At 38.0% G+C, this 13,221-nt stretch carries 9 protein-coding genes; all 9 read right to left on the bottom strand.

Features of this window, described 5'->3' with window-relative positions; genetic code table 11:
- Positions 1-3,199: non-ribosomal peptide synthetase (locus G1O98_RS20825; RefSeq protein WP_163931270.1), on the bottom strand; the 3,199-nt coding region annotated here is incomplete at its 3' end.
- A 112-nt stretch (positions 3,200-3,311) separates the two neighbouring features.
- Positions 3,312-4,679, bottom strand: coding sequence for an MBOAT family protein (locus tag G1O98_RS20820; protein WP_163931267.1), 1,368 nt, complete (start codon positions 4,677-4,679; stop codon positions 3,312-3,314).
- 149 nt (positions 4,680-4,828) lie between these two features.
- Positions 4,829-5,938 (bottom strand): hypothetical protein, encoded by a 1,110-nt coding sequence (locus G1O98_RS20815; protein ID WP_163931263.1) that lies wholly within the window; start codon positions 5,936-5,938, stop codon positions 4,829-4,831.
- A gap of 9 nt (positions 5,939-5,947) precedes the next feature.
- Complete coding sequence (locus G1O98_RS20810; protein ID WP_163931260.1) at positions 5,948-6,442, bottom strand: GtrA family protein; 495 nt, start codon at positions 6,440-6,442, stop codon at positions 5,948-5,950.
- A 25-nt stretch (positions 6,443-6,467) separates the two neighbouring features.
- On the bottom strand, positions 6,468-8,111 hold the full coding sequence (locus tag G1O98_RS20805) for a glycosyltransferase family 39 protein (RefSeq protein ID WP_163931257.1): 1,644 nt from the start codon (positions 8,109-8,111) through the stop codon (positions 6,468-6,470).
- Between the two features lie 21 nt (positions 8,112-8,132).
- The gene (locus G1O98_RS20800; RefSeq protein WP_163931254.1) at positions 8,133-9,068 is read right to left on the bottom strand and encodes an isopenicillin N synthase family oxygenase; all 936 of its coding nucleotides are present in this window, start codon (positions 9,066-9,068) and stop codon (positions 8,133-8,135) included.
- 16 nt (positions 9,069-9,084) lie between these two features.
- Positions 9,085-10,887: an ABC transporter substrate-binding protein gene (locus G1O98_RS20795; protein WP_163931250.1), complete on the bottom strand. Its 1,803-nt coding sequence runs from the start codon at positions 10,885-10,887 to the stop codon at positions 9,085-9,087.
- A 19-nt stretch (positions 10,888-10,906) separates the two neighbouring features.
- Entirely contained in the window at positions 10,907-12,076 is a 1,170-nt protein-coding gene (locus tag G1O98_RS20790) for an aldo/keto reductase (RefSeq protein ID WP_163931247.1), read from the bottom strand.
- 101 nt (positions 12,077-12,177) lie between these two features.
- On the bottom strand, positions 12,178-13,194 hold the full coding sequence (locus G1O98_RS20785; protein ID WP_163931244.1) for a fatty acid desaturase: 1,017 nt from the start codon (positions 13,192-13,194) through the stop codon (positions 12,178-12,180).
- Between the last annotated feature and the right edge of the window lie 27 nt (positions 13,195-13,221).

Below are 13,221 nucleotides of genomic sequence, written 5' to 3'. Positions count from 1 at the left end.
CTGCTCCCCTGCTCCCCTGCTCCCCTGCCTCTTTTTGGCGGTATTCTGAAATTTGCCGATCTAGCTCGACTATTGTCGGGTAATCAAACAGGCAGCTTATGGGTAACTCCACTTTGAAGGTTTCTCGCAACCGAGCAATGACTTGCATTGCTGATAAAGAATGCCCTCCTAATGCAAAGAAGTTGTCGTGGATACCAACTTTTTCTAGTCCTAAAACATCACTCCAGATTGCTGTCAAAACTTCTTCAGTTGCAGTACGGGGTGGAATCAAGTCTGTAGAGATGTTACGTGTTTCCCGACTCAAAGGTGCTGGTAAAGCACGGTGTTCTATTTTACCACTGGGGGTTAGAGGTACATCCAGCAACTTTACAAAAGCAGAAGGTAGCATATATTCGGGTAGCTTTTGTTTGAGGTAACAAAGCAGTTCGCTGGTGTCTAGGTGCTGTTTGGGGACAATGTAGGCGACTAGGCGCTTGTTCCCTGGTTGATCTTCTCTGGGGATAACTACTGCTTCTTTTATCTGGGGGTGTGCGGCGAGTACGGTTTCAATTTCTCCCAGTTCAATGCGAAAACCCCGTACCTTCACTTGATTGTCAATTCGACCGAGAAATTCGATATTGCCATCAGGTAAATATCGAGCGCGATCGCCTGTCTTATACAAACGACTCCCGTCTTTTGCAAACGGGTTAGGAATGAATTTCTCAGCAGTCAATTCTGGGGAATTAATATAACTTCTGGCGATCGCAACACCGCCGATATACAGTTCTCCAGGAACTCCAATTGGTAATGGTTGCAGATGGCTATCAAGGATGTAGATTTGCGTATTTGCGATCGCCCGACCAATGGGCGGAAGTGGCGACCAACTGCTTGTCACATCTTTTAAAGTAAAACTTGTTACTACATGGCTCTCCGTTGGGCCGTACTGATTTTGCAGCTTACAACCAGAAAGCTCCTTAAAAAAGTTGACTAAAACAGGGGTAATATGTAACTGTTCTCCTGCTGTAATAATCTGACGCAAAGATGCAGGATAGGATTGAGTAATAGAGGCAGCATGGGCTAATTGCTGAAGGGCGACAAAGGGCAAAAATAGTCTTTCCACTTTTTCTTGGGCAATTAACTGTAATAATGCGAACCCATCTTTCTGTAGTTTTTCGGTGATTAAAACTAAGGTTCCGCCGTTACACCAGGTAGAGAATATTTCTTGAAAAGAGACATCGAAACTGATGGAAGCAAATTGCAAAGTTTTGGCACAACTCAAAGCACTTTCGTCCATTTGCCAATATAAAAGGTTCACCAAAGAACGGTGACTCATGGCTACACCTTTGGGTTTGCCTGTAGAACCAGAAGTGTAAATGACATAAGCCAAGTTTTCTGGTATCACTCCACTAACAGGATTTTCCTGACTGTTTTGGCAAAAAATCTCCGATGTATCTAAGCAAACTACTGTTAATGGTTGCTCAGATAAATTAATTGATGAATCTGTCAGCAATACCGACGCTTGAGAATCACTCAACATATAAGTCAAGCGCTCTTGGGGCGATCGCGGATCTAAAGGTACGTAAGCACCACCAGCTTTGAGGATTGCCAACAATCCTACTACCATCGATAAAGAACGCTCAACGCAAATCCCTACCCGCACTTCTGGTTTTACCCCAAGTTTTTGGAGATGGTGCGCTAACTTGTTAGTCTGACAATTTAACTGCTGGTAAGTCAGTTGTTGGGATTGGAATGACACTGCTACTGCATCCGGTGTCCGTTCTACCTGCTCTTCAAACAACTGAGCGATACATTTGTGAGGATAATCTTTTTGGGTATCATTCCATACTAAGATTTGGTGTTGCTCAGTGGCAGTTAGCATGGATATCTCTGCTACTGTCCGCTCGACGTTAGCGCTCATACCCTCTAACAAAGTCACAAGATGCCCGATCATTCGGTTAATCGTTTCAGCATCAAAGCAGCTACCATCATAAAGAATGCGTAGGGATAATTCTTGTCCTGGTACAGCGATGACTGTGAGCGGATAATTGGTTTGTTCAATGACTCGCCGTTTAGTAATCTGGATGCTGCTACCTAGATTTGATAAAAACGTATCGTGTGGGTAGTTCTCAAACACCACAATGCTTTCAAACAGGGGTAATTCTTGGGAAATTTCACTAATAGCCTGAATTTCTACTAACGGACACCAAGAATACTGCGATCGCTCCACCTGTTGAGTCTGCAATTGCCTCAGCCATTGCCATAAAGGCTTTGCTGTTGGGATTTTTACCCTAACTGGTAGAGTATTAATGAATAGTCCCACCATCGATTCCACCCCCGATAGAGTGAGAGGACGACCGGACACAGTTGCGCCAAATACTACCTCAGACTCATCAGTGTAACGACTGAGTAAAATTGCCCAAGCTGCTTGCACGAAAGTTGAAAGTGTCAAATGATACTGCTGTGCCTGGTACTGTAAAGCAGCAGTTATAGTTGCCGATAAACAGCACTGCTGCTCGTGGTAAGTTTTTGGCTGTGGTAAAACCTGCGCCTCATCCCGATTTAGTTGCAAACGGGTAGGATTAGTAAAGCCTTGAAGTTGTTGTCGCCAAAAAGCTTCTGCTGCTCTTAAATCTTGTTGCTGTAACCAGTTTATGTAATCTCGATAAGGGCGGGGAGTATTTAAATATAAATATTTGTCTTTAAGTAAGGCATTATAAAATGCAAAAACTTCTTTGCAGAGAATTGGCCAACTCCAGCCATCAATTAGCAGGTGATGAAAACTCCAGACAAATTCGTAAATATCATCAGCGATTTGAATTAAGCTAAATCGCATAAGTGGAGCTTTGTCAAGAACAAAACCTTGGACTCGATCTGCTTCTAAAAAAACTTCTAACTGCTCTTGTTGTTCTTCTAAAGATAACGAACGCCAATCATAATTTTGCCAAGGCAACTCCACATCCTTACATACTACCTGGAGAGGCTTTTCTTGCTTTTCCCAAACCACAAGAGTACGCAAAACTGGGTGACGCTTCACTACTCGCAAACAGGCTTGCTGAAGCACCGCAATATCAATATTTCCAGAGAGCGTTAAACAGAACTGCTCAAGATACACCCCAGATTCAGGCTCATACAGAGTATGGAAAAGCATACCCTGCTGCATAGGAGAAAGAGGGTAAATAGATTCAATATTCTTATTTTTAATTATTTCCAGCTTGGTCATAATTCGTAATTACTAAACTACTCTCTTCCCTCTTCCTCTGTGTTCTCTATGCCTCTGTGGTAGCCTGCGGCAAGCCGCTCTGCGTCTACGTTAAAAGAATAATCAAACACTACTAAAACTGAAAATACACAAAAGGTTGAGGATTAATGGCTGTCAGTCGAAATATTGCTGAAACCAACACCCCAAAGAAAACAGCAAAACTCCAACTAGGAATTTTACGCCACCAATCAGCAAACCAACCCTTATAAGCTGCCCAGTGGAGCATAATTAAAGGTATAAAAATCCATGCAATTTGGAGATTGAGATTTTGAGAACCAAGAGAAGTCAAGAATAAAAAAGATTTCTCTATTTTTATTGCACTGCTGAGATCGTTACTTCTAAAGAAGATGGCAAAGGCACAAAACCAGTAAAATGTAATGGGCATACCTAGTATCTTTCTTAAAGGTAGAAATGCCTTATAGGGAGCCACCCAATCTGACCATTGTTTTTGAATAACTAAGGCGATGCCATTTAATCCACCCCAAATTACAAAATGCCAAGCAGCGCCGTGCCAGAGTCCTGATAAAAGCATCAAAATGAGAAGATTTCTGTATTTAAACAGTTCTGTACGTTCGGCTTTTGGTCGCCTTCTCATTAAAGGAACATAGATATAATCTCGTAACCAACTGTAGAGAGTAATGTGCCAACGTTGCCACAAATCAGTTATATTACTGGCAAAGTAGGGAAAATTAAAGTTTAGAGGTAGTTTGTATCCAAGTAACCCGGCTGAAGCGATCGCCATATCAGAATAACCAGAAAAGTCGCAGTATACTTGTATGACAAAAGCAATAACAGCAATCCAACAACTCAAGAAAGTATAATTTTCTGGATTCGTGAAATACTGTTCTACTAAAGGAGAGAGATTATCCGAAACACACGCTTTCTTAAAATACCCTACAAAAAAAAGTATTAAACATCCCCTAAAATCAACCTCGCCTAAATTTTTCGGGGTTAGCAGTTGCGGTAAAAAAGTAGATGCCCGCACAATAGGCCCTGCAACCAGTTGCGGGAAAAAAGTCACAAATAGAGAAAAATCCCAAAAATTTCTCACAGGTTTGAGTTTACCTAGATAGATATCCAGGGAATAACTCAGAGTTTGAAAGGTGTAAAAACTAATGCCTGCTGGCAAAATAATATTAAGGGTTTTAAGACTTAGAGGTAAACCTAAAAAAGTTAATAAATTGGCAGCAGAATCAGTGAAAAAATTATAGTATTTAAAAAATCCTAATATTCCGATATTTGCTACTAAACTAAGTAGCAACCACGCTTGACGTTGTTGCTGATTTTGTGGCTTGTTCAGTAAAGCATCCCAATTCCAAAAACTTGTAGTTTCTTTTTTTTGTACTACCTCCGTGCTGGTAATTTCTTGTATTTGCGAATCATTAACCTGCGGTCTAGATAGCATTAAACCGACGAAGTAATCAATGACTGTCGATAGCAAGAGCAAAAAAAGAAAGCGCCAATCCCATGCACTATAGAAGATATAACTACAGATTAACAGCCAGAATTTACGATGATTGTGTTCCTGCAAAGCCCAATAGATGCAAAAAACAACCAGGAAGAAAAATAGAAACCGAAATTCCGTAAATATCATAAATTATTTAAGTATTGAGCAAATTTTGATGCTAATAAAAGTGTAAATTCTTGAGCGCCTTGGTAATTGAGATGGGCGCTATCAATTCTGCGATCCACCTCATATAAATTACTAAACTTATTGGGATTATTAAAAGCAAACAGGGTATCGATATATCCTGATTGATATGCTTTGTAAATAGCAGATGGGTTGGAATCAGTCTCTAGGAGTGGCGGAATAAAAAAGACAGCTTCAATTTTCTTATTGTTAACTTGCTGTTGTTCAATTCGGGAAGCAATATTTTTCACCATTTTCGCTCCATATATTATAGATGGATTGTTAAATGCGCTTTCTGAATTTAAAGTGGCTAATTTTATTTGTTCATTTTTGAGATTTTTTTGATAAGTATCCAAACCATTTGTTCGGAATATAGTCTTCCATTTCTCAGCTTTTTTTTGCCAATCTATCGCGTAGTATCCAGATTCTTGTAGGAGTCTATCTTCAGATACTTTTGCTAATGGATCTGCATTTGATAAATCTAAATTTAATATTCTTTCCTGCCAGAAAGTGGAAAGCTGACCAATTCCTAGCCATCGGTAGATAAAGCTTTGAAAATTTGCGTAAATATATGGAGCTTTTACTTGCCAACTATCAATTGATGATTCCAGTATTAATTGAAAATTTTCTATAGTTTTCCGAGGAGTATGCCAGTATATCTCTTGAGCGGAAGTAGAACCAATGTTTGTAAATAGGTCAACTGAACAGTCGAGAAATATCCACTTTAAGTTTGCTGGTTCTAAAGCCAGAATTTTTTGTAAATAAAAATCTAGTTCTGATACATTTGCACCTGCAATACCAAAGTTGAAAGATTTTACACTTTTACCCTCTGTCGTCATGTATTTATCAAACAATTTCGGGATCACACCAAAGTAGGTAGTACTTGGCCCCAAAAAAATAGCGTCATAATCATCTTTGTGTTCAGTCAAATATTGCCATTTAACACTGATTTCACCAAGGTTTTGGATAGTCTTGTAATAGGGTAAAGCTACATTCAAGAATCCAGAAGAAAAAATTATAGTAATTATAAAAATTAAACTATAACCAAACATAACTAGTGGTCTTAACATGATTTTTACTTAGATATCTACAACTACATCTACTTCTGTCTTTGTTAATTGCCAGTTCATCTTCAGGTTGAGCCAGAAATTCCAAAGTGTCACACAAGCGATCGCTACTAATTTAGCTATGTATTCATTCACTTGAAATTGATAAAATAGCAAATTTACAATTAGGCTATTGAAAATCAGCCCAATTAAACAAATGAGATTAAACTTGAAAAAGCGTTGCAGCTTTTGACTGTTTTTTTGCTGAAAAGACACATCACCAAATGTCCATAAATCATTCCAAAGAAAATTATTAATAATCGCTATTTCTGTGGAAAGCATTGCACTCGGAGTTAACGCCAAACATAACGAGCTATGAAAGCAATAGAATGCTCCCAAGTCTACAAATACTCCACTAAAACCGACTACAGCAAAGCGGATAAATCGACTAAAAAGTGCCGAATGGAGATAAAAGTGGACTTTACCTCTCAGATAACTAATATTAAAATAGTCAAGATATTGCTTCATTCAACTTCTACTTTTTTAATTTTTTTTATATTTTCTGATTTTTGTCGAGTTGCCAAAATCCTTCAAGTGGGTAGACTAATTTAAGTGAGTTAGTTTTATCTTGCTGGAGTTGATGAGCTAAACTATTTTCTAGGTCGTCAACAAAGAAAATAGATTTATAATCTTGAGGCATTATTGGTAATTGGTTATTTTGTATGGGAAGTAAGGAAATTTTTGGTTCTAAACTATGACTTAATGTGAGGATGACTCCCAAGTTATAATCATTTTTATTACTTACTAATAGAACATTATTATTAGATTGGTTAATACGTTTACTCATTGCTAGTAAATTCTTACCACCTATTTGTGGCCACCAAGTTTCAGACTGAAAAAATCTGACATCAGAAACTAGCCCAAAGACGAGTAATCCCACCAGAATGAATTGCCAAAGGTTTTTCTGCCAGTTGTTCGCCAAGAAAAGATGAAAAGCTAAAATATACACTACAGCAATTTGAATGCTGAGGTATAACGGTATCTGATAACGAAAATGAATAGAGCGAATTCCCCCAAAAGCTAGATCATAAAAAAGGAACGTTAATCCCGGAAATCCCCCTAACAAAGCAATAAATAGACTAGTATTAGTTGATAAATATTTGGTCAAAAAAATAATAATATAAATAATTAAAAATAAGCTAAATATTATCGTAGGAATACTATAGAATAAAGGACTTTCAGAAGTTAAGTTATTGACCCAAGCATCATCAGAAGCCAAATTAAAGTCAAAAAATATACGGCTAATTCGACTAAGCCAAATCCCAATCAGGTCAAAAGGACTATCTGTTTTAAATGTGATCCATGACAAGAGATTCGTGGCTGTATGAACCTGGGTAATGAGTACAATAAGCCAGGGTAAAAACATTAAGCAAGCGGCGATGGAACTCAGCAGATAATTACGCAGAGTTTTGTTAAAGCGAAACCGTTGGCTAATAAGTATATAAATGCCATGAGCGATCGCAACCATTACTGTCAATAAATGGGTGTACAATCCTAAAGCTAGGGCGAGAGCATACACAGCCCAACTCAAGTAACTTCCTCGGCGAATGGCTCGTAATAAAGCAGCACTTGATACAAGAATCGTCACCATCCATAAACCGTATTCTCGTGCATCTTGGGCAAAGAAAACCTGCAAGGGAGAAACCCCCATCACAGCCATTGCTACCCACCCCACAAGTGATGACTCAAACAACTCTAAACACAGCCAATACACACTAGGAAATACCAACAGACTAATCACTGCCGATAAACTCCTAACTCCCGCCGGCAAATCCCCAAAAACTTGCGCCCATAATCTCACCATCACATAATACAAAGGTGGATGTTGCGGGTCTGAAGTTATTAAATAGCGCACTGTATCAGCCACAGTTCGATCTGAGTTAATGTGTTGATATTTGTCTAAAGTGATGGCAGGAATTATGCCTGGATTATTGCCCCAATTGCTAAAAACCTCTTGTTTAACCTCAGCTAGCGTATGACCAGATATTGCCAGCGATGTAGCAATTTCATCGTACCAATACACTTTTTGTCCTAAATGGGTAAAGCGAAAGAAAATACCTAACCCAATCAGGCTAATTACCAGAATTTTTAACCAAGTTGGAGGATTTGATTTTGCTAGCAATTGTAGTTTGTCCATTTATTGAATCTAAATTAGTAGCTATCCTTTTGGCTGTTTGAAATATTCCTGTGCAAGAATTGGTGGATACTTAGGCACTTCATCTATATCTAAGCAAGTCTTAATAGAGTTAATTGGAGCATCGTAATTAGGCGCTGTAAAAAAGGCACATGAATACCTTTGTTTAGCACTGTGAGATTGAGTTGGAACTATAACTCGATGACGTGTGGCGCAAAATTTATCGTTCGTCCATCGCTGCATTAAATCTGCAACCAATACTATAATTGCATCAGGAATGAAGGGCGCTACAACCCATTCCCCAGCATTTGTATATACTTCTAACCCTTCAGAATCTTGAAATAAAAATGTCAGCGTTCCGATGTCGGTATGTTCTGCCAGATAAACTTTTCCTAGTTCTGGAGGCTGATATATAGATGGGTAGTGATGTAAAACTATGCCGTGATTCTGCTCTGAATATAAATTTGTAAAGTAATCTTCTGGAATTCTCAGGGAAATAGCCAAAGCTTGGAATACTTTCAGGGCGCTTTCGTGGCAACCCGTGAAAAATTCCATCATCACTTCATGAAACTGAGTCGGATTTTTAGGCCATTTATTCGGTTCAAAAAAAGGATCTTCAATCGCACCAATTTCATCGGGAGTAATTTCTTTCCCAAAATGAAATCCTTCAGTCATTAGCTCATTTGCGTTATGTTTATCTTCACTCTTTTTAAAATTATGATATCCGCGAAGATTCCGGTCTGGAAAGAAAGATACTTGTTCTTTTTCTTGCTCAGAGAGTGCAAAAAAGGACTCGGTTTGTGAAAAGACTTGAGCGATTAGAGTCTGAGGAATACCATAATTTTTGAGGTAGAAACATCCGACCTCATGAATAGCAAGAGAAATTTGTGTGGCAACAGCTTCTTTTGCGGTTGAGTCACCTATAAGAAAAGGATTGAAATCAATGATAGGAATTTGCATACAAACGATATCCTCTTTAGTTAATATCAGTCAGTTTCAGGTCGTAAGAGTTCCAAAATGTTCCTAGTAGGGCAGAGTGTTCAATACCTTGGATACGATTTCGTACTGCCACCATTGATAAAGGGTTCACTAGATAAATAAATGGTAGATACTCCTGAGTAATTTGTTGAGTTTCTACATAGATAGCTTTACGATTTGATTCATCCACCTCAGAGGCTGCCTGAATGTATAAATTACCAATTTTTCGTTCCCAATCTGCAACCTGTCGCCCTATTATCGGCGTTTGTCCTGCTTGGGATTCTTGATTAAAAAAGTGCCAACCAGCTTCAGGCAACCAAACATTAGCCCAATCATTTGGTTCTTGACCGACAGCAACATCAAGCACTTGACACTCCCAATCGAAAGTTTGAGTTAGTTTGTTGATGAAAATGCTAGTAGCAACAGGATTGAAATCAACAGCTATGCCAAGGTCACTCAAATTTTGTTTGATAAGAACTCCCATTGCCTGCAATATATTATTGTTAGCATTCGTCGTTAGGCTAAAACGGACAATATTTCCTTGCTCATCTAATAACTGACCTTGGTTGTTGTATTTAAATCCTGCTTTCAGCAGTAATTCTTTTGCTTTTTGAAGATTGTATTCATAGACCTTTAAACCTGCTTGGACGGGTAAATAATACTTGCTCTGTACAGCAATCGGCGAATTTTGCAGTTTACCCAATCCCCTATAGATATTGTTGAGTATTTGTTGGCGATTAATTCCATAGGCAATTGCTTGTCTAAATGCCACTGTATTAAACCAACGAGACTTGATGGGGTTGACCAGTGGTTGACCATTTTTACTACCTTTATTGAGATTAAAAGTAATAGCAGTTGACCCTATAAAAAGACCGCCATTATAGATAGTAAACTTTCCTTTGCCTTCTTCATGTTTTAATAATGAAAAATAATTGGTATTAACGCTGATGTAATCCAATCCTCCAGAACGGAATTGGATTAAAGAAGTATCTTGATTAGGAATAATGTCCCCAATCACACGAGCGATATAAGGTTGCGAATTGCCTTGAGCATCTTTACGCCAGTAATAAGGATTTTTACGGAAAATTATTCGCTGGCTGGGAGTATAAGATTCTATTGTGTAAGGACCGTTGACAATAATATTTTCTGGTGGAGTATCAATCCCCCAAGTAGACATAAATTTAGGTCTGCCTTCCTGGTCTTTTATTTTGACGCTTTCTCGGAAAATATGGGCTGGTAAAATTTCCAGTTTTGTAGCCCGGATAAATGGGGCAAATGGTTCAGGTAATCTAAATTCAACTCGCCAATCATCCAGTTTTCGCACAGTAGGAAAAGTACGATTCTTGCCAATTATGAAGAAGTCTTTAGCATAAGTAGGAATGGCTGGATTAGTATAAATTTCATTGTAGGTAAAAACCACATCTTCAGCAGTTAGTGGCTTTCCATCTGACCATTTTAGGCCTTTTCTGAGGGTATAAATTACTTGTTTTTTATCTGGAGAAGTTTGCCAAGATTCGGCTAGACTAGGTTCAATTTCTCCCTGTCCATTTTCTTTAACTAGTCCCTCATAAGTATAGTTTAAAGTATAAGCTGATTCTATGATTAAAGCTGGATTAAAAGTTGTGGGTTCAATTGGGAAAGAGACAATAATTTGAGATATTGGTGTTGCTTTGATTTTTAAGTTAGTTTGATGATAGATAATTATTGCGATCGCAGTTATCAAAGCCAGTAAAATTACTAGCCAACGATGACGAATTAAAGTATATTTTTTATTATTTTTTAATAACTTATAATATGACATCGTGAAACCACTCCGCAATTTATTCTTGACTAGGTTGAGATAACAACCTATGGGCATCTTCTAATAAAGCTGGTATTTTATCCGCATGGGGACTATGACGCAGACAATCGCCCAGGTCAAATTGTCTAACTCGTTCTGCTGTCAGACCAGGAAACCAAGGATCGGCATTATTTAAGTGGTTGTAACGCCTTGTGGCATATTCAAACATATCAAAAGCGATCGCTAAATTTCGCAACCATAAAATAACTGGAATATTAATCTCACCAGGGGTTTCTTTATAGGCGGGTAAACCAGTGTGCCAAGTGCGATACCAGTCTTGTCCTAATGTGGCGATCGCTGCTTTTTCTAAACGGTTTAAAATTGGTGGTAAAATTTCATCTTCTCGATCTAAAAGTTCTATAACCTTCAAGTGTTCGTCAAAATCTGATGGTCTAGATGCGCCCAAGCTGAGAGTATGTACTTGAGGATGGCTCAAACAAAAGAGATCGTTAAACATCATCGGACTCAGTGGATGGCACAAGTCTGATAACTTTTGTGGAGGCTTATAGAGCATACCACCTTTGTCTGATGGGCTAATGATAAATACACCCATGTCATAATGTTTGGCGGCTTCAATGGCTGGCCAATTGAATTGATTAATGTAGTACCAGTGGAGATTTACATAATCAAATTGATTGGTTTCAATAGTTTTGATAATTAAGTCTGTCGGAGCGTGGGTAGAAAAGCCAATAAACTTTACCTTACCCTGAGCTTGCAATTGCCGCGCTACATCAAGACAACCATTGGGACGAATGCTATCTTCAAGTTGTTGGTAATAATTAATACCATGTAGTGTTAATAAATCAATGTAATCTAACTTTAATAAAGCCAAAGATTTCTCACATAAATGACGGAAGTCTTCAGAGTCAGATGTAGGATTAACCTTAGTCTGGACAATGATTTTTTCTCTGGGTAACTTAGGTAAAATCGCTCCTAATTGCATCTCAGAAGTTCCATACATTCGAGCAGTTTCGATGTGATTGATGCCAACTTCTAAAGAACGGCGAATGGTGGCTTCTAGATTCTGCTGATTTTTATCGGGAATTTTTTCTTGAGTCAGTTCCTCATACTCAGTATAGACATAGCGCATTCCACCGCAGGAAAACACTGGCATTGGCAATTCTGTACGCCCAAATCTACGATGTTGCATTATAAATGTGTTTTGATTGGAGCGATTCATTAAGAAAATTGGCGTTTCAAACGATTAATTGGCTACTCGAAAAATCTCCAAATTGAAAGGCTTGCACATATCTACTGACTTTTTGCCGAAATCAAGCCTCGCATTACTTTTAGATGGAACATAAAGTATGATTTTTCAAGATACTCAAGTTGATGTTTAATTAACTCATGTATCTTAGAGTAGTTACACGGTGGCATACTTGGGTAGAGATGATGCTCTACATGGTAATTATTATTCCAGTAATAAAACCTAATGATAGGATTAGAAATCATTGTTCGTGTATCATTCCATAAGTTGTGATTTAAGTCAAACTTACAGCCATAGTGATCTGTAATGCTGAAAATAAAACCGAATGGAGAAGCAAAAGTTATTAATGGTATCCAGTAACCAAAGAATAAAATTACAGGAAAAATTACAGTCAATCCTCCCATTAATACAAACCAGCCCAATAGTAACCAATTATTTTGTAATACAAATTGGCGTTGTTCCGGTGTTTTAAAATAGCTCAAATAAAAGTTAGCTGGTAAGGCTGATTCCTCTTGTGTATGTGTTTTAAAAGATTCTAAATATAAATCTTTGGTCACTATCCACCAATTTTTCCATGCTGCGAGAGGATAAAAATATGTCAAGGCTAGAAGATAGGTCTTAATATTAGGAAAAGTTTGCCATGCTGAGGTATCTCCTACGATTTTACCTTTGAGTTTTGCTTCTCGATGATGTCCAATATGAATATATTTGTGAAATGAAAAGTTCATCAATAATACTAATGATAAGAAAGTACCCATGAATCGGTTAGCATTTTTTGACTTATACAAACTATAGTGAGAGCAATAATGTATTGCCGCAAAAAAACAGACAAATAAAAATCCTTGAACAAACCAGACTAATAACCACACTGCCCAGTTATTCAACCAGAAACCAATAGCTGCAAGGATTAAATATGTACTCATGACAACGACTGTTTGAACAATCGGTCTAAATGTAGGAATCTCATGCAATATACGAAGTTCTTCGTTAGATATTTGAGTAACTTCACTAATACTAGGTCTGGCATTCTCAATTATTTGATTATTTTTTGTAATTTCCATGTTGTTCACCTCTACGTTGACAATAAC

This window comes from Nostoc sp. UIC 10630, assembly GCF_010747425.1.
Lineage (GTDB): Bacteria > Cyanobacteriota > Cyanobacteriia > Cyanobacteriales > Nostocaceae > Nostoc.
The sequence above is the reverse complement of the archived record's forward strand: the minus strand, read 5'-3'. Positions and strand labels throughout refer to the sequence as shown.

What these genes read in the sequence shown, in the direction of transcription:
- G1O98_RS20815 (WP_163931263.1), bottom strand. Translation starts at nt 5,938, where the DNA reads ATGTTAAGACCACTAGTTATGTTTGGTTATAGTTTAATTTTTATAATT.
- G1O98_RS20810 (WP_163931260.1), bottom strand. Translation starts at nt 6,442, where the DNA reads ATGAAGCAATATCTTGACTATTTTAATATTAGTTATCTGAGAGGTAAA.
- G1O98_RS20805 (WP_163931257.1), bottom strand. Translation starts at nt 8,111, where the DNA reads ATGGACAAACTACAATTGCTAGCAAAATCAAATCCTCCAACTTGGTTA.
- G1O98_RS20800 (WP_163931254.1), bottom strand. Translation starts at nt 9,068, where the DNA reads ATGCAAATTCCTATCATTGATTTCAATCCTTTTCTTATAGGTGACTCA.
- G1O98_RS20795 (WP_163931250.1), bottom strand. Translation starts at nt 10,887, where the DNA reads ATGTCATATTATAAGTTATTAAAAAATAATAAAAAATATACTTTAATT.
- G1O98_RS20790 (WP_163931247.1), bottom strand. Translation starts at nt 12,076, where the DNA reads ATGCAACATCGTAGATTTGGGCGTACAGAATTGCCAATGCCAGTGTTT.
- G1O98_RS20785 (WP_163931244.1), bottom strand. Translation starts at nt 13,194, where the DNA reads ATGGAAATTACAAAAAATAATCAAATAATTGAGAATGCCAGACCTAGT.